The organism is Vibrio sp. Hal054, assembly GCF_037162405.1.
GTDB classification, from domain to species: domain Bacteria; phylum Pseudomonadota; class Gammaproteobacteria; order Enterobacterales; family Vibrionaceae; genus Vibrio; species Vibrio diazotrophicus.
Genome location: NZ_JARLUT010000001.1, coordinates 1,808,047 through 1,830,556 on the forward strand (window position 1 = coordinate 1,808,047; position 22,510 = coordinate 1,830,556).

At 44.5% G+C, this 22,510-nt stretch carries 22 protein-coding genes; 13 read left to right on the top strand and 9 right to left on the bottom strand.

What is annotated here, in order from left to right; translation table 11 throughout:
* Positions 1-112: 112 nt before the first annotated feature.
* Positions 113-2,998 (bottom strand): polysaccharide lyase family 8 super-sandwich domain-containing protein, encoded by a 2,886-nt coding sequence (locus tag P4S58_RS08370; RefSeq protein ID WP_337163571.1) that lies wholly within the window; start codon positions 2,996-2,998, stop codon positions 113-115.
* 306 nt (positions 2,999-3,304) lie between these two features.
* Between P4S58_RS08370 and P4S58_RS08375 the strand changes: the two genes are divergently transcribed.
* The 4 genes from P4S58_RS08375 (at position 3,305) to P4S58_RS08390 (ending at position 6,683) form a co-directional block, all read left to right on the top strand.
* Entirely contained in the window at positions 3,305-4,249 is a 945-nt protein-coding gene (locus P4S58_RS08375; RefSeq protein WP_337163573.1) for an HlyD family secretion protein, read from the top strand.
* A gap of 8 nt (positions 4,250-4,257) precedes the next feature.
* Positions 4,258-5,184: an ABC transporter ATP-binding protein gene (locus tag P4S58_RS08380; RefSeq protein ID WP_042482138.1), complete on the top strand. Its 927-nt coding sequence runs from the start codon at positions 4,258-4,260 to the stop codon at positions 5,182-5,184.
* Positions 5,181-6,278, top strand: coding sequence for an ABC transporter permease (locus tag P4S58_RS08385; RefSeq protein ID WP_102969401.1), 1,098 nt, complete (start codon positions 5,181-5,183; stop codon positions 6,276-6,278). The genes P4S58_RS08380 and P4S58_RS08385 overlap by 4 nt, the downstream gene beginning before the upstream one ends.
* A 177-nt stretch (positions 6,279-6,455) precedes the next feature.
* Positions 6,456-6,683 (top strand): hypothetical protein, encoded by a 228-nt coding sequence (locus P4S58_RS08390; RefSeq protein WP_042482134.1) that lies wholly within the window; start codon positions 6,456-6,458, stop codon positions 6,681-6,683.
* A gap of 22 nt (positions 6,684-6,705) precedes the next feature.
* Here the strand turns inward: P4S58_RS08390 and P4S58_RS08395 are convergent, their stop codons facing one another.
* Positions 6,706-6,954, bottom strand: a complete 249-nt coding sequence (locus tag P4S58_RS08395) for a DUF1289 domain-containing protein (RefSeq protein WP_102969400.1) — start codon at positions 6,952-6,954, stop codon at positions 6,706-6,708.
* A 391-nt stretch (positions 6,955-7,345) separates the two neighbouring features.
* Between P4S58_RS08395 and rbsD the strand changes: the two genes are divergently transcribed.
* From rbsD to P4S58_RS08430, 7 genes are all read left to right on the top strand, one after another.
* Positions 7,346-7,765, top strand: coding sequence for a D-ribose pyranase (gene rbsD, locus P4S58_RS08400; RefSeq protein WP_042482130.1), 420 nt, complete (start codon positions 7,346-7,348; stop codon positions 7,763-7,765).
* Between the two features lie 33 nt (positions 7,766-7,798).
* On the top strand, positions 7,799-9,304 hold the full coding sequence (gene rbsA / locus P4S58_RS08405) for a ribose ABC transporter ATP-binding protein RbsA (RefSeq protein WP_042482128.1): 1,506 nt from the start codon (positions 7,799-7,801) through the stop codon (positions 9,302-9,304).
* The gene (gene rbsC / locus P4S58_RS08410; RefSeq protein WP_042482126.1) at positions 9,301-10,284 is read left to right on the top strand and encodes a ribose ABC transporter permease; all 984 of its coding nucleotides are present in this window, start codon (positions 9,301-9,303) and stop codon (positions 10,282-10,284) included. The genes rbsA and rbsC overlap by 4 nt, the downstream gene beginning before the upstream one ends.
* A 57-nt stretch (positions 10,285-10,341) precedes the next feature.
* On the top strand, positions 10,342-11,220 hold the full coding sequence (gene rbsB, locus P4S58_RS08415; protein ID WP_102941729.1) for a ribose ABC transporter substrate-binding protein RbsB: 879 nt from the start codon (positions 10,342-10,344) through the stop codon (positions 11,218-11,220).
* A 149-nt stretch (positions 11,221-11,369) separates the two neighbouring features.
* Positions 11,370-12,317, top strand: coding sequence for a ribokinase (gene rbsK / locus P4S58_RS08420; protein ID WP_337163583.1), 948 nt, complete (start codon positions 11,370-11,372; stop codon positions 12,315-12,317).
* 14 nt (positions 12,318-12,331) lie between these two features.
* Positions 12,332-13,333, top strand: a complete 1,002-nt coding sequence (locus P4S58_RS08425; protein WP_042482120.1) for a substrate-binding domain-containing protein — start codon at positions 12,332-12,334, stop codon at positions 13,331-13,333.
* 164 nt (positions 13,334-13,497) lie between these two features.
* Positions 13,498-13,941 carry an META domain-containing protein gene (locus P4S58_RS08430; protein ID WP_042482118.1) on the top strand — a complete coding sequence of 148 codons (444 nt, stop codon included), beginning with the start codon at positions 13,498-13,500 and terminating at the stop codon, positions 13,939-13,941.
* Between the two features lie 89 nt (positions 13,942-14,030).
* On the opposite strand, the gene P4S58_RS08435 is transcribed toward P4S58_RS08430, so the two are convergent.
* The 3 genes from P4S58_RS08435 to P4S58_RS08445 form a co-directional block, all read right to left on the bottom strand.
* On the bottom strand, positions 14,031-14,963 hold the full coding sequence (locus tag P4S58_RS08435) for a class I SAM-dependent methyltransferase (RefSeq protein WP_102969396.1): 933 nt from the start codon (positions 14,961-14,963) through the stop codon (positions 14,031-14,033).
* Positions 14,964-14,967: 4 nt separating this feature from the next.
* On the bottom strand, positions 14,968-15,663 hold the full coding sequence (locus P4S58_RS08440) for a TIGR01621 family pseudouridine synthase (protein WP_337163587.1): 696 nt from the start codon (positions 15,661-15,663) through the stop codon (positions 14,968-14,970).
* 161 nt (positions 15,664-15,824) lie between these two features.
* Positions 15,825-17,159 carry a sodium-dependent transporter gene (locus P4S58_RS08445; protein ID WP_337163589.1) on the bottom strand — a complete coding sequence of 445 codons (1,335 nt, stop codon included), beginning with the start codon at positions 17,157-17,159 and terminating at the stop codon, positions 15,825-15,827.
* Between the two features lie 348 nt (positions 17,160-17,507).
* Between P4S58_RS08445 and cls the strand changes: the two genes are divergently transcribed.
* Both cls and P4S58_RS08455 read left to right on the top strand, forming a co-directional pair.
* The gene (gene cls, locus P4S58_RS08450) at positions 17,508-18,962 is read left to right on the top strand and encodes a cardiolipin synthase (RefSeq protein ID WP_337163591.1); all 1,455 of its coding nucleotides are present in this window, start codon (positions 17,508-17,510) and stop codon (positions 18,960-18,962) included.
* Between the two features lie 59 nt (positions 18,963-19,021).
* Positions 19,022-20,248, top strand: coding sequence for a cystathionine beta-lyase (locus P4S58_RS08455; RefSeq protein WP_337163593.1), 1,227 nt, complete (start codon positions 19,022-19,024; stop codon positions 20,246-20,248).
* Positions 20,249-20,351: 103 nt separating this feature from the next.
* Here P4S58_RS08455 and P4S58_RS08460 read toward each other — a convergent pair whose 3' ends face one another.
* Genes P4S58_RS08460 through pspA form a run of 4 tightly spaced genes read right to left on the bottom strand, consistent with a single transcriptional unit; the run spans position 20,352 to position 22,267 of the window.
* The gene (locus P4S58_RS08460) at positions 20,352-20,915 is read right to left on the bottom strand and encodes a DNA-3-methyladenine glycosylase I (RefSeq protein WP_102986027.1); all 564 of its coding nucleotides are present in this window, start codon (positions 20,913-20,915) and stop codon (positions 20,352-20,354) included.
* A 35-nt stretch (positions 20,916-20,950) separates the two neighbouring features.
* On the bottom strand, positions 20,951-21,340 hold the full coding sequence (pspC, locus tag P4S58_RS08465) for an envelope stress response membrane protein PspC (RefSeq protein ID WP_337163594.1): 390 nt from the start codon (positions 21,338-21,340) through the stop codon (positions 20,951-20,953).
* A complete protein-coding gene (gene pspB, locus P4S58_RS08470) occupies positions 21,333-21,566 on the bottom strand; it encodes an envelope stress response membrane protein PspB (protein ID WP_042482097.1) in 234 nt (77 codons plus the stop codon). Before pspB ends, pspC begins: the two co-directional genes overlap by 8 nt.
* 29 nt (positions 21,567-21,595) lie before the next feature.
* A complete protein-coding gene (gene pspA, locus P4S58_RS08475) occupies positions 21,596-22,267 on the bottom strand; it encodes a phage shock protein PspA (RefSeq protein ID WP_102953034.1) in 672 nt (223 codons plus the stop codon).
* Positions 22,268-22,510: the final 243 nt, after the last annotated feature.

Consider the following 22,510-nt stretch of genomic DNA (forward strand, 5'->3'; position numbering starts at 1 on the left):
GATCCAAAGCAGATGAAATAGGCTTTGCCTTATTGAAAGATTTCCAACTAAGTAATAGAGATAAAAAACGGTGGTCATTGACCACCGTTTGTACTTCAAGGACATCGAACTGTTATTGAGTCTGTACGACTCGTTCGATTGCCAGCATTGGAATTTGCTCGGTTTCATCAGATCCGAAAGCAACAAAACCATCGCTTGCATTCTCAAGCATCAAGCTTAAAACACCTTGCTTACGAGCCATTTCAACAAGTTCTGTCACGTCTAACTCAACCCACTGTTTCTTGTCTTTGTCACTAATGGTTAGTGCCTGATTGGTTGGCAATGCCGTACCATCAACATCATTCCATGTAACGTAACTTTCATGCCAGTCGGTGTTGTCCAGTTTAAGTAAGTTGATGATTTGCTCTGTCGCGCCGCTAACGTCACGGACATGAAGTTTCAACGTCGCTTTCTTAACTGGCGTATTCGTTAATCGTTCTAAGTTGAACTTAAGCAGTGATTTTGAAGTCTTGGTAGCGTTAGCATGTTGCGATTCTTTGTCGGTTATTTGACCAACATACAAATCCCAGCGAGAAACGATATCGAAGTTTTCATCTGCATAGCGACCGCCTTGAACTTCCGTATCCGCTGCGGCTAGCAGTTCAAATTCACTTTGACTCGCTAACACTTTCTGTTGCTGTACTAACATTGAATGACGAGACGAGTTATCAATCTTCTCATCCCAAGCAAACGTCAGTGTTTTTCCAGTATCTGCCTCACCACTTGGAGTCAGAACTGAATGCGTTACATTTCCATACTTAGCAGAAACCAGCGTCAGCTCAAGCGGAGCATAACTTTGACCTGGAGTAGACACGCTCAATATCGGCTTTTCACCGCTTTCATCAAGGATAAGCACAGATGGAAGGTTGGCTTTAACAACGGTTCCTTCACCCAGTTCTACTTCCCCTGCTTGATGGAAAACAATGCCCGTCACATTCAAACCTTTATGTACGACCGCTTGAAGTTTCTCATTGTTTGCGAGAACCGATACCGGAATGTCCGAAGCATAAACCGCGACTTGTTCGGCTTTTGTTCCCGGGACAATAATGTATTGATAGTTTTGATTTTCAGGCTTGAAACCATGACTGATCGACAAAGCAAACACTTCTTTACTTACTGATTCCGGCTTATTTGCGGTACGAATCGAGCTCCAATCACCAGTTTGTGTCTGATTGGAAAGCTTGCCATGCCAGTTTTCAGGGAACACATAACCTACGTTGTCGTGATGAACCCATTTAGTGTCAGTAAGCGCACGTTTGCCATTTTCAATCGTCTTACCATCAACCGTGACCTGCCCGTTAAGCAGAACTTGGTTAACAGATGTATTGACGTGTTCATGATTGGTTGAATAGATACCTGCACCAAGTGCAACCACTTCATTCGAGAAGCTAAACCAAGCTTTCTTGGCTTTTGTTCTTCCTTTCCCTTCACCGTACTTATAGAAATTTGGCTGAGTTGAATGGGCCGTTTCTGCATGGCGTATGTTGATATCCATATCCATTACGGTAACGCCAAACTTGCCGTTAGACACGCCACCAACAAATGACACATCCGGCTGCATGATGCGTCCCCAATCTGCGGCTTGTCCTACGTATTCAGGTGCAGTAACACCCGGTACTAGTGTCCAGTCCCAGACAGGAAAGATGTTGTGATACTCGTTACCACGTTGCAACAGGAAGGTACTACCGAATCCCAGCCAGAATCCTTTCAAGTTTTCGCCATTCCCCGCTTCGGCAGGTTCAACACGTTGCGAGTTCATACCGATACTGAACATATGCCCATCGGCAGATTTCACTGAATAGTCACTGCGCCAGAAGTGCTTAAAACCATTCAAGCCTGAACCGACATCTCCAAACTCATGGCGTTTAAAGTTTTCCGCATCCTGAGCGCGTTCTGGAGCCCATTTCGCAATCAAATCCATAGGTGTGTTTTCAGGAAGAGCCTTTGCTGCCTCCGCCATGTATTCAGTGGCTTTGACTCGGCTAATGCCTCGACTCATTGTGTTGTAGTCCCACTGTCCATGACGTTTAGACCAACGCTGTCCATCCATCATGTACGACACGAGAATCTCTGTTTTTTCTGCCGAAAACTGCCATGGTAAGCCATCCACAAAGCTCGCCCATTTGGCTGCGGCACCAAACCATACCGGACCGTAACCCGAGGTATAAAGCTGTGGACCGTGCTGATGGAACGAATAATCGTGTTGAATACCGTCTGCCGTGCTAACCGTTATAGTGTCTTCAATGTCTGAAATAGCTTTGCCGACCATTTCGGCATCTCCGGTGAGTAAACCTCTGTTTAACACTGCCAAAGCAATATCTGTTCTGTTCGCCGCTTTCGGGATCGGGCTGTTAGGGTTATTTGGCGAGTAATTTGGAGTGTCAGGCAAATAGCGAGCAATACGTTCTAATAGAGCGCCATCTAAAGCATCTTTAGCCATCACCGCACTGTAACCTATGCGTTTGGGAATACCGATGTCGTGCCACCACCAGTTCCAGCTTTTCGGATCTGCATCTAACCAATATGTGAGTGCATTACTCACCGCTTTACCCAGTTCCTGTGTCGGATTTTTATTGTACTGTGCCGCTAGGACAACTAATCGATCCAAATGCAAGCTCGGCTGCCAGCCCGGCTTTTCAACTTGTTGATAATTGACATCCACCCATGAGCCTTGCTCGGAAATCGAAGCCAAATATTCATCACTCAACTCTGCCAGATTCTTGCCCTGCTTCTTTGCTGAAGCTTCTGAACTTGCAACGAAATCAGGTATCACCCTTTGCTTCAGTGTTGCAAAATCTTGAGCGTTCGCTTTTCTCTCCTTGCGCTCAGTTGCATTATCTTGAGTCACTTGGGTAGCGTCATTTACATTCTTTTGAGCCTCAGAGGAGGAAGCACTCTCTTTACAACCCATCACCGCCATTAACGAAATAGCTAAAAGTGAATATTTAAAAGTTTTCACGTTTTATCCTTATTTATTAACCAGTTGATAAACTGGAGCGCATCATAAAAAGGAAGCTAAACCGTACGTTACTTACTCTTTGGTTTTCTGAGACAGATTATGAAAATTGGTTAGGTGTTCAATGAATAACTGCGAAGCATATTCAATCAAAATCAGTATTGCCAAGTTAGCCATGCAGAATTAGTTTGATTGCATAAAATGCGGTTTCACAGCTCACACCCTTGATGAATAATGTGTGCAAGAAAGCCCTTAATGAACATAAACTTATACGATTCGGTTAAATCTTGAACTTCTACGGAGCCTGTTATGAAATCACTCGGCGCATTGTTGCTCCTACTTCCTCTGCTCGTTGCTTGTGCTCCTGAAGATAGCTCACAAGCTCTCGGGACTTTAGAACGAGACAGAGTAACGTTCTCTGCCACCAGCAATGAAATCATCAGAGAGCTTCCAGTGAAGGAAGGTAGCCAAGTAAAAATAGGCGACATCTTGGTTAGGTTAGATAGTACCAGCCAAGAAGCGATGCTTGCCCAAGCCATTGCCCAGCAAGCAAAAGCCAATGCTTATCTGACCAAACTGACCAATGGTGAACGACCAGAAGATATCGCGGTAGCGCAAGCTAAAGTCACCTTAGCAACGGCAAAATTGACTGAAGCCAACAAAAACTATCGCCGAAAAGCAGAACTGGTGTCGAAAAATCTCATCAGCGAATCTGAAAAAGATACAGCCCTGTCTGCCAGAGATTCAGCCAGAGCCGAACTAGACTCGGCGAAAGAAGAATTTGCAAAACTCACCGCAGGTGCTCGCGTAGAAGATATTGAGCAGGCGAAAGCTGAACTTGATGCAGCGATTGCTAACTCTGCTGTGCAACAACAGAAACTCGACGAACTGACCATTGTATCTACCCGTGATGGTGTGCTTGATAATCTGCCATACAACTTAGGGGAACGGGTTTCTGTCGGCAGTATCGTTGCTGTTGTGCAAGCCGACAATTCGCCGTTTGCTCGTGTATACGTACCAGAACCCTATCGGGTTAAGTTAACACAGGGAACAAAGTTACAAGTGCATGTGGATGGTGTAGAACAAACTTACCAAGGCACTGTGCGCTGGATAGCGAATGAACCTTCATTTACGCCCTACTATGCGCTGACAGAAAATGAACGTGCGCGATTAATGTATCTGGCAGAAATTGATTTATCCGATGATGCGCAAAACTTGCCATCAGGCATTCCCGCTCAAGTAGATTTGCCCTAGGAGCGATGATGACGGAATACGCAATTCACGCAGAGCAAGTCGTTAAAAAATTTGGCGATTTTACGGCAATAGAAGGCATCAATCTAAGCGTTCCTAAAGGCAGTATATATGGTTTTTTGGGCCCAAATGGATGCGGTAAATCAACCACCATCCGAGTGCTTACTGGCTTGCTCAGCCCGACTTCTGGTTCTGTTAATGTTTTGGGCTTAGAGATCCCAAGACAATCAGAACAATTACGTTTGAAAATTGGTTATATGACGCAAAAATTTTCTCTCTACGATGAACTCACCGTTGAGGAAAATTTGCAGTTTATGGGGCAGATTTTTGGTATGAACCGAAAAGCGCTCACACAACGAACCAACGAACAATTGAAAACTTACGGCTTAGACGAACGTAGAAAGCAGCGCGTATCAAGTATGAGTGGCGGACAAAAACAACGTCTCGCTCTCGCAGCAGCCACTATGCATAATCCTGAGTTACTGTTTCTGGATGAACCGACCTCTGCTGTTGACCCTGAAAACCGCCGCGAGTTTTGGGAACAGCTATTTGATCTCTCCTCTCAAGGAACAACCATTCTAGTCACTACCCATTACATGGATGAAGCGGAACGCTGCCATAGGCTTGCGATTATGGAGTCAGGTGAAATTCGCGCTGATGACGAGCCGGAAAAGCTGATGCAGCAAATGGGCGTAAATATTGTTGAAGTAAAAGCGCCGAATCTTCGCAAACTCAAAGAATCGTTAATATCATATCCGCAAGTTCGCTCAGCAGCGCAACTTGGTGTTCGATTGCGTGTGCTTATTCATCGCGAAGTCACCCATCCAATCGAATGGCTCAAATCCGTTGAACCGAGCTTAGCCAACGCCGAACTGACAATTGCCCGCCCTAGCTTGGAAGATGTATTTGTCTCAGTCACAGGAAAAGGCCGCCAATGAATAGTCTGTTTCGAATGAAAGCTGTAATGATCAAGGAACTGCGCCAGTTATCCCGTGACCGTATCACGTTTGGCATGGTGGTCATGATTCCTCTGATTCAGTTGTTGTTATTTGGGTTTGCCATTAATACGGATGTTCGCAACATCCCCGTTGCTGTCGTCGACCAAAGTCAGAGCGCATTTGGACGTTTGCTTACAGAATCAATCAAAGCGACACAAGTGGTCACAGTAACTAAGCAGTACCCAACCGCCAAACATGCAGAGCAAGCCATTGAACAAGGTGAGGTTCGTGCGGCTTTGATCTTGCCAAAAGACTTACTTCAACGTTTGCAGCAAGGCAGAGAATTGGGACAGTGGCTGGTCGATGGTTCGGACACCATTATCGCAGGATCTATCATGGGCCTTAGAGCCATGCCGCTTACTGATTTTGATTTCAAAATCAAACCCGCAAGCACGCCCACATTTGAGGTGACTTTGCTGTATAACCCGAGTCGCCGCTCGGCTGTCAATATTGTCCCCGGTCTTTTAGGCGTCATATTGACCATGACAATGATCCTGTTTACCAGCGCCGCAATTGTACGAGAAAGAGAACGAGGCAATTTGGAACTGCTGATCACAACGCCGATACACCCTATCGAACTGATGGTTGCGAAAATTGTTCCGTATATCTTTGTTGGTCTGATTCAGGTGTTCATCATTCTCGGCTTAGGACACTACATTTTTGCAGTGCCCATTAACGGTGATATCAGCCAGATTTTATTTGGTACCTTATTGTTTATTTCCGCGAGTTTAACCCTCGGGCTGATGATTTCAACGCTGGCAAATACTCAACTTCAAGCCATGCAGATGACGGTGTTTATCCTCCTGCCTTCCATTTTGCTATCGGGTTTTATGTTTCCATATGAAGGAATGCCCGTCGCGGCGCAATGGATATCAGAAGTATTACCCGCAACCCACTTTATGCGTCTGATTCGGGGCATTGTGTTAAGAGGAGCAGATTTGACAGACCTCTGGAAAGACACGCTTTGGCTGGCAGGATTTACTTTATTAGGGCTGATTATCGCGTCTTTGAGATTCAAAAAATCCTTGGATTAGCACGAAGCATTATGTTGTGAGAATCTGTCGCAACTCATAATTGATTGAAGTTTGCATGGTGTCTCAAACAACTTTGTGAACGATTACGCATTAGAAAAAATATGGGAGGATCTGCGTTGACTAAAAAATGAGCAGATCCTAACTTTTTTAATGGTCACATCGTTTACGGAGGTCAAAATGAAACGCGCGAGTAACAGCTACCGTTTGCAGCTCATCAAAGAAGTTGCTATCAGAACACAAGCATCCAACGCGGATCCTACTGACCCAATGGCTTGCCATATACGAGCAATCATGTCCGAACAACGTAATTCTGAACCTTTTAAAGATGTGAACAGCAAATTTAGCGGAGTGCACTTCGACGCTCACGCTGGTGGCTGGGTCAGTGATCTTTGGTCTTTAAAATAGGCCACGTCTTTATTACATCGTCCTAAAACAATGATTGTTGCGGGCTCTCGGATTCGGGAGCCCCTTCGTTTAATGCTTTGTTTTGCGCTATTTTTCGGCGATAACGTTGCTTGCACAGTTTGATGACGTGAATTTGCTGCGCTGGCGTCATTTCCAACCAACCAAATCTTTCTTCACGTTTACGCATGCATCCTCGGCAATACCCTTTCTCGTCCATTGAGCAAACACCAATACAAGGACTGGGCACAGTAAAAAATTCAAGCTGCTCCATGAGTATTCCTTCTGTTCGGTGATTGATTCATCAAGCCTTATCTTAAGTCTCAACGTGGTTACTTCTAGCTTGTTTTTACAGTTATAAGTATAGAAAAGAGAAGTTTCAATCAACAAATTCTAACCAATCTGCGTGATTCAGCGATTACTGCGCAAGTTTGGCCGCTTCATGTGTATTAAAGCGGTAAACAAAGTGATTTTGATCACCTAATTTCCATCCTATCAATAAAATTCGTCGATCATTCTCACACAAGATATTTCTCTCACTGTTCAACTTCAATTTAATGGCCTAGATTTCATCGAAACGTTTCGATGAACTGTTTTTTTACCGTTACAGCGATAAAAACACCTTGTTCCAAAGACAAAACATTTGCGATTACATAGGTAAAACAATGAAAAAAAGCGCCCTACTGAATTCAGAACTCTCTTACTTGACGGCAACACTAGGTCATACCGATGAGATCACTATTTGCGATGCTGGTTTACCGATTCCGGACGAAACACAACGCATCGATTTAGCATTGACTCATGGTGTGCCGAGTTTCTTAGATACCGTTCGCGTCATTCTTTCTGAGTCTCAAATAGAAGGTGTCGTAATGGCCAGTGAGTTTTCTCAGGTTAGCCCAGAGCTTCACGCTGCTTTGCTTCAAGAGCTCAAAGACGAAGAGTCTCGCTGTGGCAAAGCCATCAATATTGCTTACGTGTCGCACGAAGAATTCAAAGTACGTACTCAAGATAGCCGTGCGGTTATCAGAACGGGCGAATGTACCCCGTACGCAAACGTCATTTTCCAAGCTGGTGTGGTTTTTTAATTCCATCTCCCACTCAACAATTGAGGAAAGAGCATGACTCAACCAATTTTAGCGCTAAGCAACATTGATAAAGCCTTCCCGGGGGTTAAAGCGCTCGACCAAGCAGGTCTGAATGTCTATCCCGGCCGCGTCATGGCGCTTATGGGCGAAAATGGCGCTGGCAAATCAACCTTGATGAAAGTGTTAACAGGCATCTACACCAAAGATGCCGGTGACATTCAATATCAAGGACAACCTGCGTCGTTTAAAGGACCACGAGATTCTCAACAAGCTGGTATCAGTATTATCCACCAAGAACTTAACCTGATCCCAGAACTGACGATTGCAGAAAACATCTTTCTCGGTCGCGAAAAAACCAGCCCTATGGGCCGCATCCTGTGGAATGAAATGTATCAGCAAGCGGATAAGTTACTCGCTCGCCTGAACGTAAAATACAGTTCTAAAACTCAGTTGGGCGCACTGAGTCTTGGCGAGCAGCAGATGGTAGAAATCGCCAAAGCGTTATCGTTCGAATCAAAAGTCATCATCATGGATGAACCTACTGATGCGCTTACAGATACTGAAACAGAGTCGTTGTTCAAAGTAATCAACGAACTGCGTGAACAAGGTTGCGGCATTGTCTATATCTCTCACCGTTTGAAAGAGATATTTGAAATTTGTGATGACGTAACGGTACTGCGTGATGGCAAGTTTATAGGCGAATGCCCTGTTACTGACATCAACGAAGATGGCCTGATTGAAATGATGGTTGGCCGTAAACTTGAAGAGCAATATCCACGTATTGACGTTAAACACGGCGACACTTGCTTAGAAGTGATTGGTTTAACAGGCTCCGGTGTTCACGACGTCAGCTTTACACTCAAAAAAGGCGAAATCCTTGGTGTTTCTGGCTTAATGGGCGCGGGTCGAACTGAATTGATGAAAGTCATTTACGGCGCTCTACCTTCAGAACGTGGCGTAATTAATTTAGATGGACGCACTATAAACCCAGTCACTCCTCAAGACGGTTTGGCTAACGGTATCGCATATATTTCTGAAGACCGTAAAGGTGACGGCCTAGTATTAGGGCTTTCAGTGAAAGAAAACATGTCGCTTTGCGCATTGGATAAGCTCTCTAAAGGTATTCAGCTGCAACACAACGATGAAGCTATTGCAGTGGAAGACTTTATCCAGCTCTTCAATATCAAAACACCTTCGAGAAATCAGATCATTGGCAATTTGTCTGGTGGTAACCAACAAAAAGTGGCTATAGCTAAAGGTTTAATGACCCGTCCAAAAGTATTGATTCTTGACGAGCCAACTCGCGGTGTTGATGTAGGCGCAAAGAAAGAAATCTATCAGTTAATCAATAAGTTCAAAGCAGAAGGCATGAGTATCATTTTGGTGTCTTCAGAAATGCCAGAAGTCTTGGGTATGAGTGACCGCATCTTGGTGATGCATGAAGGTCGAATCAGCGGAGAGTTTTCAGCTAAAGACGCCAACCAAGAAAATCTATTAGCGTGTGCCGTCGGTAAAACGGTGAACGAGGAAGCAGCATGAGTACTAACACTATGAATAAAACAAATTCTGTCAGCGAAAAGAAGTTGCTGAGTAAAGAATGGCTGATCGAACAGAAATCACTTATCGCTTTGCTGTTTCTGATCGTGGTTGTCTCTTTTTTAAATCCAAACTTTTTTACCATGGATAACCTGATGAATATTCTTCGTCAGACATCGGTAAACGCCATCATCGCCGTAGGTATGACGTTAGTTATTCTGACTGGCGGTATCGACCTGAGTGTCGGTTCTGTACTTGCTCTTTGTGGTGCTTTTGCCGCAAGCCTTATAGCTATTGAAGTTCCGGTATTAATTGCGGTACCAACAGCACTTATCGCTGGTGCTGCACTAGGGGCGATCAGTGGTTTCGTGATTGCCAAAGGTAAGGTTCAGGCGTTTATCGCAACCCTAGTTACCATGACTTTACTACGTGGTGTGACCATGGTTTACACCGACGGTCGACCAATCTCTACTGGCTTTACCGATACTGCGGATGCATTTGCATGGTTTGGTACAGGCTACATGCTAGGTATTCCAGTTCCGGTATGGTTGATGGCAATCGTATTTGCCGCAGCTTGGTACCTTCTAAATCACACTCGTTTTGGCCGCTACGTATATGCGTCAGGCGGTAACGAATCAGCGACACGTCTTTCAGGTATCAACGTAGACAAAGTCAAAATCGGCGTTTACGCAATCTGTGGTCTTCTTGCAGCTCTAGCGGGCATCATCGTGACATCACGTCTATCGTCTGCACAACCTACTGCAGGCATGGGCTATGAGCTTGATGCTATTGCAGCGGTAGTGTTAGGCGGAACAAGCCTACTGGGCGGTCGCGGTAAGATCATGGGCACACTGATTGGAGCTTTGATTATCGGCTTCCTGAACAACGCACTAAACCTGCTAGATGTGTCTTCTTACTACCAAATGATTGCAAAAGCAGTGGTTATCCTGCTTGCAGTACTTGTAGACAACAAAAACAAATAACCCGTGAAACAACAGACCTAACTTCGGTTAGGTCTCCCCCAGCATAAGGAAATTTAAATGAAAAAATTGGCAACTCTGATTTCAGCTGCACTGTTATCAACCTCTGTTTCTGTCTCTGCATACGCGCAAGATACGATGGCAATTGTCGTCTCTACGCTGAACAACCCATTCTTCGTTACGATGAAAGATGGCGCAGAAGCAAAAGCAAAAGAGCTCGGCTATAACATTATCGTTTTAGATTCACAAAACGACCCAAGTAAAGAGCTTTCAAACGTGGAAGACCTTACTGTTCGTGGTGTGAAAGCAATCCTAATCAACCCAACGGATTCAGATGCGGTATCGAACGCAATTCGCATTGCAAACAACGCTAAGATTCCAGTATTGACTCTGGACCGTGGTGCAAGCCGTGGTGACGTAGTGAGCCACATCGCATCTGACAACATTGTTGGCGGCGAAATGGCAGGTCACTTCATCATGGAAAAAGTGGGTGAGAAAGCCAAAGTTATTCAACTGGAAGGTATTGCTGGTACTTCTGCGGCGCGTGAGCGTGGTGAAGGCTTTATGAACGCAGTTAAAGGCAGCCAAATGCAGCTACTTGCTAGCCAACCAGCCGACTTCGACCGTACTAAGGGTCTGAACGTAATGGAAAACCTACTAGCAGCTAACCCAGATGTTGAAGCGGTATTTGCACAGAACGACGAAATGGCACTAGGCGCACTTCGCGCAGTTCAGGCTTCTGGTAAAAACGTAATGATTGTTGGCTTTGACGGCACAGACGACGGTATTGCAGCGGTAGAACGTGGCAAACTGGCAGCAACGGTTGCTCAACAACCAGATATGATCGGTGCGTTAGGTGTAGAAACAGCTGACAAAGTACTGAAAGGCGAAAAAGTGGAAGAGTACATCCCAGTTCCACTAAAAGTTATCACTAAGTAATTGCGTATCAATACTTAATTGCTAATCACACCCTCTCCTCACGGGGAGGGTGAAAAAAGACAGCTTTAATGTTTTAAACTTTAACGTGTTAAGTAAATAAAGACTTTAAACCTCTCTTTTTTATTCCTAAAACACTGAGGACTTCTTCTATGAATAAGTTGGTGGTATTCGGTAGTGTCAATGCAGACCACGTTCTTCAAGTACCGACTTTTCCTCGCCCAGGCGAAACACTTCACGGCCGCAATTACCAAGTTATCCCAGGTGGCAAAGGCGCAAACCAAGCTGTAGCGGCAGCTCGTTTGAAAGCCGATGTCGGTTTTATTGCTTGTGTGGGTGATGACTCGTTTGGCATTAACATTCGCGAAAGCTTCAAAGTCGATGGCATCAATGTATCAGGGGTCAAGCTACAACCAAACTGCCCTACTGGTATCGCGATGATTCAGGTCTCTGACAGCGGCGAAAACAGCATCTGTATTTCTGCCGAAGCGAATGCAAAGCTTACCGCAGAAGCCATTGAGCCGCATCTTGACCAGATACGTAATGCACAATACCTGCTTGTTCAGCTTGAAACACCGCTGGACGGTATTATTCAAGCTGCTCAAGTGGCAAAAAATGCGCAAACTCAGGTGATACTGAACCCTGCCCCTGCGCGTGAATTGCCAGATGAACTGCTTAGCTGCATCGATATCATTACTCCGAACGAAACTGAAGCTGAAATGCTGACAGGCATCACCGTCTCCGACGATGAATCGGCACAAAAAGCGGCGGATGTCCTTCACAGTAAGGGGATCGAAACCGTCATGATTACTCTCGGTGCCAAAGGCGTTTGGTTGAGTCAGAACGGTAAAGGCGTCATTATTCCGGGATTCAGAGTAAAGGCGACCGACACAACTGCAGCTGGCGATACCTTTAACGGCGCTTTTGTTACTGGCTTGTTAGAAGAAATGCCTTTAGAATCAGCAATTAAATTTGCACACGCCGCCGCCGCGATTTCTGTTACCCGCTTTGGCGCGCAGACCTCTATTCCACAACGCTCTGAGGTTGATGCATTCTTAGCTGAACAAAAAGTAGATGCATTCTTAGCTGAACAAAAGTAAAGGATACTGATGACATGGCAACAATGAAGGATTTAGCAAAACTCGCTGGAGTTTCAACATCGACTGTTAGCCATGTGATCAACAAGACCCGTTTCGTAAGCGATGAGATTGCGGAACGGGTTAACAAAGCCGCTCAAGAACTCAACTACGCTCCTTCCGCTCTAGCTCGCAGCCTTAAAATGAACCGCACCAAAACCATAGGTATGTTGATGACAACATCAACCAACCCATTCTTTGGTGAAGTGGTCAAAGGTGTCGAACGCAACTGTTACCAACAAGGTTATAACTTGATTCTGTGTAACACAGAAGGCGATCACGAGCGCATGAAAGCCTCAATCAATACCCTGCTGCAAAAACGCGTCGATGGCATTATTTTGATGTGTTCTACATTGGTGGGGGAACGCATTGATGAGTTTGAACGTTACCCAGATATCCCTGTCGTGGTGATGGATTGGGGCCCGATGCTATTTTCCAGCGATAAGATTCAGGATAACTCTCTGCTTGGTGGCTACATGGCCACCAAACATCTGATTGAGAGTGGTCATAAAGAGATCGGCTGTATTACGGGGCCTTTGAATCATCATCAGGCACAGATGCGTTATGAAGGCTACAAACGTGCGCTGCGTGAAGCTAATTTGGAAATACACCCTGAATGGGTCATGGAGTCAAACTTTGAGTGCCAAGGGGGCTACGACACGTTTATCAAGCTGATGAAGTTAAATTCGTTGCCAAGTGCTCTCTTTGTCAGTAACGACATGATGGCAATGGGTGTGATTAACGCAGCAAATGAAAACAACCTCTCCATTCCGGATGACATCTCCATCATAGGCTACGATGACATTCACATTGCCAAGTTTATGTCTCCGTCGTTAACCACCATTCATCAGCCTAAATACCGCTTAGGAAAAGCGGCTGTTGATACACTACTTAAAAAGATCAATAAGCTGAGCAATGAGCCTGAGATTATTCAACTCGAACCAACACTTATCGTTCGTAAAAGTGTTAAGCAACTTTAGGAATTGTCTTACATACGGCAATTGACAACCCAACAATATTTATACATTTCAATAAGTAACAAACAGATTGATGTGATTTGAGACTCAATCTATGACCTCATTCTGACAAAAACAGTGTTTTATTGACTATACTGAGCGGAATTTCCATATTCGGAGTGAATCATATGAAGCTGATTTCAAAATCGCTACTTGCGGCGGTAACGCTGCCTGTAATTCTAACGGCTTGTCAAAGTACTGGTGATGAAGTGCAAATTACGGCTCAAGACCTACAACACCACAACTGGGAACTTACTCAAGTTGATGGTAAAGACGTAGTGAAGAATGAACGCTTAAGAACTCCTAACTTAGAAATTGGCGAAAAAATGATTGCCAATGGTAACGCTGGCTGTAACAACTTTTTCGGCCAAGCGGAAGTGAAAGACAACAAGTTCCGTATTGAGAAAATGGGCAAAACCATGAAGATGTGTATCGGTGACATCATGGATACCGAACAAGCAGTTTCTCAAACGCTACAAGATTGGAGCGATATGACGCTAACTAAAGATTCATTGGTACTGAAAAACGATGTCCACACACTGACATTTAAACTTAGCGACCATATGAACTAAGCGTTTATAAACACATAAGCGAATCATAAAAAATAGCAGCCTCTGGCTGCTATTTTTGTTTTCGGTTTAAACGCGCATCTAAACGTCCATTAGCTAAAAACCAAGGCTTTCAGTGCTGACTCTGAATTGATATCTGCGAACTCTGGCGGGTTATCGAGACGATACTGGAAGTTCAAATCTGGAGCTTCAGCTTTCATTCCATCAATCAGAAAATCACTGCTTACCATTGGCGAGTTAACGCAAGCCAACACTTCCCCACCTTCAGTCAATAGTTCAGGAAGACGACGAAGAATTCTTTGGTAATCTTTAGTCAACGCAAAGCTGCCTTTCTGAAAAGATGGCGGGTCAATAACGATCAGATCATAAGGTCCAGCTTTTTTGATTTTCCCCCACGATTTAAAGATATCGTGTCCTAGGAAACTCACTTTACTGAGGTTGTGATCATTAATCAGATGGTTTTCTCGCCCTTTCGACAAAGAACCTTTTGCCATATCGACATTGACGACTTTATCGGCCCCACCCGCTATCGCTGCCACGGAAAATCCACAGGTGTAAGCAAACAAGTTAAGTACGTTCTTATGTTTGGCGTGTTCTCTCACCCAGTCGCGGCCTAAACGCATATCGAGGAACAAGCCAAAGTTTTGGTTTCTGCCAATATCAAGCTGATACTTCAAACCACTTTCAACCACAACAGGTCTTGAGTTCAACTCTCCCCAAAGTACTTGGGAAGGAGCTCCGTCAGCGTAACGGTGTTGAAGCAAAATACAGCTGCCGTTTCGCTGTTGCCATAAGGATGATTGCGATAACGCTTGCAAACCTTGTTCGAGTGCTTGAAGAAACTCTTCTTCCACTTCTTTGAACAAGTTTACAACCAGTTGTCCCTGTAGCCAGTCACAAGTAATTTGCTCCAAGCCTTCCCAACGTTGACCTCGACCATGAAACAGTCGACGAACTTCATCAGGGGCTTGTGTGAGCTGAGCATTAAGCTCTTCAAAAAAAACGGGTAAAGCTGAAAGTTGCATAATATTACTTTTTCACTGTTGGCCAGTTAAGTGACCAAGGTTGTAACCATAATTCGATGTTTTGACTCACCACTTCGCTGTTCCATTTCTGCCCAAGGTACTCTTTTTCTCTTGGGTCACAGAGAAACTGAAAGGTTTCGCCAGCATAAATAAACTTAAGAGCAAAGGCGTGTAAATATCCACGGTCAGCTTCATCGGAAGCGTTATAAATAGGGTCACCTACAATTGCTGAACCAATCGATTTAAGCGCTACACGAATCTGATGCGTTTTTCCTGTGTGAGGCTTACACAAAAACAATCTCTCGCCTGGCTCTGCTGCGGCTGAGAAAAATTGGGTCACCGCCGGATTCTGCTGAGTCGCAAGCAGTTTCCAAGAAGCACGACGAGAGCGCTCCATATCCCCGCTGATCAGGCCTTGTTTTTTCTTTGGCTTCTTACTGCTAAGAGCTAAATAGAATTTTTCAACATCACGATAAGCAAAGGCTTGAGAAAGTTCGCTCGCTGCTTGAGCATTACGCGCAAGCAATAATATGCCTGACGTCATCTTATCGAGTCGATGAACTAAATAAAGCTGAGAATCACCGCTGACTTTGCCAACTTCTTGTAACAGCATGGTATCGCCATCATCTTTGTGTACCGAAACATTCGGATGCTTATTGATGACGATAAAATCAGGGTGAGTAAATAGAATATCGAACATGATGCCCCTCAATAATGGACGGCCATTATACTCAACTGAGACTAAAGGTCAGTAAAACATTATGTTGCCGCCTTCAGATAGACATAAAAGGATAGAGATAAAACAAAGGCCGCTAAAAGCGGCCTTATGAAATCAAACATCTTAATGATGCGAACAGCTGATTATGCGAAGAACACTAACAGCATCAGTACCGGACATACGAAACGCACGTAAGTCGGCCAAATTTTCCAGAACCAGCTACTCTCAATTTCTGGGTAGCCTTGCTTCAGTTCATTCAATACTTGGTTGCGGTTCCAAATCCAACCTGCAAGAAGCGTAATCAGCAGTGCAATGATTGGCTGTGAGTAAACCGTCGTGAATTGAATCACCAAACCGAACAGGCTTGAGAAGTTCATAACAATCACACCAGAGGCAATCGTTACCAAACCACCAATCCAAAGTACTGCAGTATTACGGTTCTGTTTTAGCTCTTCCGTTGCACAAGAAACCGGAACTTCTAGCATTGAAATCGATGACGTCAGCGCCGCAATGATCATCAGTAAGAAGAACACCAAACCAACGATTGCACCAACAGAGCCCATGGTATCGAACATGGCTGGAAGTACAGTGAACACAAGTGTATCCGAGTTCAAAAGATCGCCAGATTCAGAGAAGATTTCAACACCGTGATTTTTAGCAACAAACATAGCAGGCAGAATCACTAGACCTGCGATAAACGCGACGCCTGTATCGATCAAAGCTACTTGAGCCGCAGTCTTTGGAATGTTGGTATCTTTCTTCAGGTATGAACCGTAAGTGGTCATTACACACACACCTAAAGATAGCGAGAAGAACGCTTGCCCCATTGCACCCACAATTAAAGAAGGCGTGAAATGAGAAAAATCAGGGATAAGGTACATCTTCAGGCCTTCCATCGAGCCTTCTTGAGTAAAGATGTAAACCGTTAGCAGAGCGAACAGAGCAAACAATACTGGCATCAAACGGGTTGACCATTTTTCGATACCATCGGCTACCCCGCTACGCACAACATACATAGTGATCGCCATGAATGACACCATCAGTACTAAATTGCGTTCAGTACCAAAACTGGTGAGCCAATGTGCCGCGCTGTCCATCCCAAGCAGAGTTAAGCCGCTGCCAAAGAACGAGCCAATCAACCAGCCTGCAACGATCGCGTAGAAAGCCAGAATCAAAGACACAACGGTTAAGCCGACAACACCAAGCAAAATAGCGCCAGCTTTACCCTTAGGCCAAACAGATTTAAACGAACTGATTGAGTTCGACTGACCATAACGGCCAATGGTGAGCTCTGCTACTAACATTGGAAATGCAAGTAGGAAAACCATAAGCAGATAAACAAAAAGAAATACCGCGCCACCATTGCTGGCCGCCTGAGTGGGGAAACCCCAAACGTTTCCTAAGCCTACAGCAGAACCTGCTGCTGCCATGATGAAGCCAAATCGAGAGGTGAACTGCCCTCTAGAGCTACTTGCCATAATTTTTATACCGATGTGTGTGTTTGCATTATATGTTTGTCGATAGCTACATTTGCGTGTAAATTTAATTTTACACAAACAAAAATATCAATAGATATCGAAGTGGTGGCAAGTAAAACAGTTTGAGAATAAAATTGGAAGCCCGAACAGACTAATTTATGGCATTCATGTCTATTTAATAGATTAAATGATGCTTTTTTGGTCTTTTTGTAAGAATTTATGCCTACATCATCTGCGCATCAAAAAGCATCCATCTACATATCTTTTACATTCATTTACGCTAATTTCTTTCTTCACATATGCTTTCGACTTAATATCAGCACTAGGTTTTTTATATATAAGTGACTCATGGATAAGGTTTATCATTTCTTAACACTTGCAGGCATTGCTCTCTACTGGTTCCTTGTGGCGGGTGTCACTATACGTGTGGTATTTAAACGCAACGCAGTTAGTGTCTCTTTGGCCTGGCTCATGGTCATTTATATCCTGCCGATACTGGGTGTGATTTGCTATTTCCTTTTCGGTGAACTGAATCTAGGACGAAAGCGCGCTGACAGAGCGAAAGAGATGTTCACTCCGTTTGGTGAGTGGTTTAAGTCCTTAAATGCCTGTCAGGCACACATGCCTGAAGCCATGGGTGCACATATTTCTAAGATTGATGAGCTGTGTAACTACCGAATGGGTATCCCAGCGTTATCGGGAAACACCTTGTCACTATTGAATTCACCCAACGAAATCCTTCACTCCATCATTGAGGATATCGAACAAGCAAAGTCCACAATACGAATCGTTTTCTACATTTGGCATCCGGGTGGATTAGCCGACTCCGTTGCTTCCGCACTCATTCAGGCGGCGAAACGAGGTGTTGATGTCAAAGTACTTTTAGATTCCGCTGGTAGCCCTCGTTTTTTCCGCAGTCATTGGGAAAAGATGATGCAAGATTCAGGTATTCAACTGATTCAAGCTCTCGAAGTGAGCCCGTGGCGTATATTCCTGCGTCGTCTCGATCTTCGCCAACATCGAAAAATCATCGTTATTGATAACAAAGTGGCTTATACCGGTTCGATGAATATGGTTGACCCTGCCTATTTCAAACAAGATTCTGGTGTCGGTCAGTGGATTGACATTATGGTTCGGGTAACAGGCCCAACAGTAAATGTACTTTCTGCCATTCATTGCTGGGACTGGGAAGTTGAAACCGGAATACGTGAACTTCCGCCACAACCTGAATGCCAGATAAACCCGCTTCTACCTCAACACCCTGTCCAGGTTGTTCCTTCCGGCCCAGGGATGCCCGAAAATCTAATTTCTCAGGTTTTAACTTTAGCTATCAACCAAGCGAACGAGTCTGTGTGCATTACGACACCTTATTTCGTGCCAAGTGCTGACCTGCTATCAACCCTAAAAATGACGGCGCAACGAGGCATTAAAGTCGACTTAATCATTCCAATGAAGAATGACTCCTTTATGGTTCAATGGGCATCTCGATCTTTTTACGGTGAACTATTGGAAGCCGGCGTCACCATCCACAAGTTTTATGGCGGCCTCCTGCACACGAAATCCGTCGTGATTGATAGAAAGTTCTGCTTGGTTGGAACTGTTAATCTGGATATGCGCAGCTTGTGGCTCAATTTCGAGGTAACACTGGCTGTGGACGACCAAGAGTTCACTGAAGAAATGTACTGGTTACAGCAAGGCTATATGGAACAATCTCAGCAAGTTGAGTACGAGAACTGGGAAAAACGTCCCCTCGGGCATCGGTTCCTCGAACGTGTCTTCTACCTGTTTAACCCACTTCTTTGATCTTTTTGCCTTTGCAGGGTTGCATTTAAACATGTCTCCATGTTTTAAATAGTCAAACGATGCATTTAACAAGGACAAACCATGGCAGAAGGAAAAAAACTACGCTTGTAACCGCTGGTCGCAATAAGAAATGGACCAACGGTGTAGTTAACCCGCCCGTTCAACGAGCTTCAACAATTGTGTTTAATAGCGTTGCGGAAAAGAATCATGCAACCGCAAACCGCGCCAACAAAACTCTGTTTTACGGACGCCGTGGCACAACAACACATTTCGCTTTTCAGGAAGCAATGAACGAGGTTGAAGGCGGTGCTGGCTGTGCGCTCTACCCTTGTGGTATGGCTGCAATAAGCAATACTATTTTGTCTTTTGTTGAGACAGGTGACCATGTTTTGATGGTGGATACCTGTTACGAACCTACTCGTGATTTCTGCGAAAAGATCCTTGCGAAGCTAGGCGTAGAAACGACTTACTTCGACCCAATGATTGGCGAAGATATCCGAACGCTCATCAAACCAAACACTAAGATGCTGTTTTTGGAATCTCCGGGTTCAATCACGATGGAAGTTCAGGATGTTCCACTGCTATCTAGCATCGCTCACGAGAATGACATTATTGTCGTGTTGGATAATACTTGGGGCGCAGGCGTGAACTTTTCACCATTCGATCATGGTGTCGATATCTCTGTTCAAGCGGCAACAAAATACATCGTTGGTCACTCAGACGTGATGTTAGGTACAGCTGTTTGTGTTGAAAAATACTGGCCTCAACTGCGTGAGCAAAGTTACCTGATGGGACAATGCGTATCGCCAGACGACGCGTATCTAGGTTTACGGGGTTTACGCACTCTTGATGTTCGCCTACGCCAGCATGCTGAAAACAGCATTAAAGTCGCTGAGTGGCTTGCAGAACGACCAGAAGTCGATCATGTTCGTCATCCGGGTTTGCCTTCTTGTCCTGGTCACGAAATTTTTAAACGTGATTTCACTGGTGGCAACGGTCTGTTTTCATTTGTGCTGAAGACAAGCTGCCCTAAAGCAACTACCGCTCTACTGGACGGAATGAAACACTTCAGCATGGGTTATTCATGGGGCGGATTTGAAAGCCTGATTTTAGCCAATGAACCAAACAGCTTTAACAGCCTGCGTACGGTTGCAAACCCTAACTTTGAAGGTACGTTGATTCGTCTGCATATTGGTCTGGAAGATGTGAACGATTTGATTGCAGATTTAGAAGCAGGCTTAGCTCGCTATAACTCCGTTATTTTGGAGCAAGCGGTTACCGCCTAGTAGTAACCATTACCCAAAAAGCAACAAAGAAAAAATGCAAAAGAGCACCTAAGTGCTCTTTCTTATTGCTACTGATTCTTACTGCAATGATCTGCTCTACCGCTTATTTTTTGGGGCAATGCTCAAGGTGATCGTTCACCATGCCAACGGCTTGCATGAGGGAGTAGCAGATGGTTTCGCCGACAAACTTAAAGCCTCGCTTCTTAAGAAACTTACTCATGGCTTTTGACTCTTCTGTAGAGACGGGCACTTGGCTCATATCCTGCCAATGGTTGATTTTAGGTTGACCACCAACAAACTGCCATAACGCTTTATCCAATGAACCAAACTCTTTCTGAAGCTCAATCGCGGCACGGGCGTTAGAAAACACAGACGCTATTTTCCCTTTATGCTTAACCACATCAAATTGGTCGATAATCTTTTGAACGTGCGATTCATCGTACTGCGCTAACTGGTTAATATCATAATCTTCAAACGCTTGGCGATAGCCTTCTCGCTTTTTCAAAATCGTTATCCAACTTAAACCAGCCTGTGCGCCTTCTAGAGTGAGAAATTCGAACAACTTAACGTCATCATGCACAGGAACACCCCATTCTGCGTCATGATACTCTCGCTCTAGTGGATTTTTCATTGCCCAAGCACACGTGTTATCTGCCTTATCTGACATGCAATTGTTCCTTGTTATTCCGCTCAATGGGTGGATTATAACTTATTGAATTCTCGATTCACTTTAAATGCGTCTGAAGTGACATACGCCTCCATATTGCGCACCCGTTTTTCTACTTTAGTTAAGTCTTCATTCAAAGTATTGAGCAGTGCACCAGGGGTTTGACCTTGCTCCCACGGCTTACTTTTCAACGTATGTTCGCGTTGTGACTTGACGCTTTGCTCGTATTGATAAGGCTGCTTCTCTAGCATCAACATGAATGCTAGGTAAGCTAATACAATCAAAAAGCCGCCACCCAATAGCCCTGCAGAGATAACCAGTATGCGAACAATCCACACCTCTAAGCCAAAATAGTTCGCCAGACCAGCGCACACGCCACCTATCTTGCCATTTACTGGGTCGCGATATAATTCTCGGCTAGTCATAGTTGCGTCTCCAATTTGGAGATTCCGCATCCAGAATCCGCTCAAGTGTTTCTATTCGCGATTGCAAACCACTCGCTTTTTCCGAAAGCTGTTGCAGCGTTTCATAGTCTTCTGAAGAAAGCCCGCTGCCTACTTTTCGTTTACTGCGATAGTGTAGAAGCAGCCACAGTGGGGCGACAAAAATCAGAAAGACAATGAGTGGTCCAGCAAAAAATACTGAGGTCATAGTCTACTCCTATTATTTATTTTATTGTTCTACTGCTGATCTTGTTTCATTTGCTGTTTAAGTTTTGCCAGTTCTTGCTCAATTTCATCCTGAGCTTGAAGTTCTGCAAACTCTTGGTCAAGAGACTTACCTTGAGCAGACTGAGCGTAAAGATCCGCTTCTGCTTCTAACTCATCCACTTTACGTGAGTATTGCTCAAACTTCGACATTGCTTCTTCGGTACGGCTGGTATGCAAGTGACGTTGCACATTACGACGATTCACCGCCGATTGAGAGCGAATAGCCAACGCCTGTTGCTTCGCGCGAGTCTCAGTGATTTTGCTTTCTAACTTAGTGATTTCGCCAGTGAGTTTATCAATGGTTTCTTCTACTAAGGTTTGTTCCGTGTGTAAGCTTTTCAGAACTGATTGCAACTTCTGCTTTTCAATCAAAGCTGCGCGAGCCAAATCGTCACGCTGCTTGTTCAATGCCAGCGTAGCTTTGTTTTGCCAGTCTTCGATTTGATCATCGATACTTGCTACTTTACGTGCGAGTTCTTTTTTATCTGCTATCGCTTTGGCGGAATTAGTACGAACTTCCACCAACGTATCTTCCATCTCTTGAATAATGAGACGAATCATTTTTTCAGGATCTTCCGCTTTATCCAGCAAAGCGCTGATATTGGAATTTACGATGTCTGCAAAACGAGAAAAAATGCCCATATTTGACTCCTTAGTTATCCATTCGCTGTTCAAACCTGTCACAGCCTAGTTACGTCATGTGTACTCCAAGTTCCATGCCAATTTTCATGGCTTTATTTTTCAGTAGCTTACATTGAATTACTAAAAAGACAGGACTATGCTATAAACGATTTAACCAACAGTTGGTAAATTTCACCAACTATTTCATCCGTTACTTAGCGAAACAGATGCGGTGACCGATAACGTCTTGTTATGGATAGAGAG

Excerpts from the sequence above, each read along its gene's own strand:
- P4S58_RS08435 (WP_102969396.1), bottom strand. The coding sequence starts at position 14,963 with ATGCAACTTTCAGCTTTACCCGTTTTTTTTGAAGAGCTTAATGCTCAG.
- P4S58_RS08445 (WP_337163589.1), bottom strand. The coding sequence starts at position 17,159 with ATGGCAAGTAGCTCTAGAGGGCAGTTCACCTCTCGATTTGGCTTCATC.
- P4S58_RS08460 (WP_102986027.1), bottom strand. The coding sequence starts at position 20,915 with ATGTCAGATAAGGCAGATAACACGTGTGCTTGGGCAATGAAAAATCCA.
- rbsK (WP_337163583.1), top strand. The coding sequence starts at position 11,370 with ATGAATAAGTTGGTGGTATTCGGTAGTGTCAATGCAGACCACGTTCTT.
- P4S58_RS08385 (WP_102969401.1), top strand. The coding sequence starts at position 5,181 with ATGAATAGTCTGTTTCGAATGAAAGCTGTAATGATCAAGGAACTGCGC.
- P4S58_RS08455 (WP_337163593.1), top strand. The coding sequence starts at position 19,022 with ATGCATTTAACAAGGACAAACCATGGCAGAAGGAAAAAAACTACGCTT.
- rbsC (WP_042482126.1), top strand. The coding sequence starts at position 9,301 with ATGAGTACTAACACTATGAATAAAACAAATTCTGTCAGCGAAAAGAAG.
- P4S58_RS08375 (WP_337163573.1), top strand. The coding sequence starts at position 3,305 with ATGAAATCACTCGGCGCATTGTTGCTCCTACTTCCTCTGCTCGTTGCT.
- rbsD (WP_042482130.1), top strand. The coding sequence starts at position 7,346 with ATGAAAAAAAGCGCCCTACTGAATTCAGAACTCTCTTACTTGACGGCA.
- P4S58_RS08440 (WP_337163587.1), bottom strand. The coding sequence starts at position 15,663 with ATGTTCGATATTCTATTTACTCACCCTGATTTTATCGTCATCAATAAG.
- P4S58_RS08395 (WP_102969400.1), bottom strand. The coding sequence starts at position 6,954 with ATGGAGCAGCTTGAATTTTTTACTGTGCCCAGTCCTTGTATTGGTGTT.
- rbsB (WP_102941729.1), top strand. The coding sequence starts at position 10,342 with ATGAAAAAATTGGCAACTCTGATTTCAGCTGCACTGTTATCAACCTCT.
- P4S58_RS08390 (WP_042482134.1), top strand. The coding sequence starts at position 6,456 with ATGAAACGCGCGAGTAACAGCTACCGTTTGCAGCTCATCAAAGAAGTT.
- pspA (WP_102953034.1), bottom strand. The coding sequence starts at position 22,267 with ATGGGCATTTTTTCTCGTTTTGCAGACATCGTAAATTCCAATATCAGC.
- rbsA (WP_042482128.1), top strand. The coding sequence starts at position 7,799 with ATGACTCAACCAATTTTAGCGCTAAGCAACATTGATAAAGCCTTCCCG.
- P4S58_RS08430 (WP_042482118.1), top strand. The coding sequence starts at position 13,498 with ATGAAGCTGATTTCAAAATCGCTACTTGCGGCGGTAACGCTGCCTGTA.
- P4S58_RS08425 (WP_042482120.1), top strand. The coding sequence starts at position 12,332 with ATGGCAACAATGAAGGATTTAGCAAAACTCGCTGGAGTTTCAACATCG.
- pspC (WP_337163594.1), bottom strand. The coding sequence starts at position 21,340 with ATGACTAGCCGAGAATTATATCGCGACCCAGTAAATGGCAAGATAGGT.
- cls (WP_337163591.1), top strand. The coding sequence starts at position 17,508 with ATGGATAAGGTTTATCATTTCTTAACACTTGCAGGCATTGCTCTCTAC.
- pspB (WP_042482097.1), bottom strand. The coding sequence starts at position 21,566 with ATGACCTCAGTATTTTTTGCTGGACCACTCATTGTCTTTCTGATTTTT.
- P4S58_RS08380 (WP_042482138.1), top strand. The coding sequence starts at position 4,258 with ATGACGGAATACGCAATTCACGCAGAGCAAGTCGTTAAAAAATTTGGC.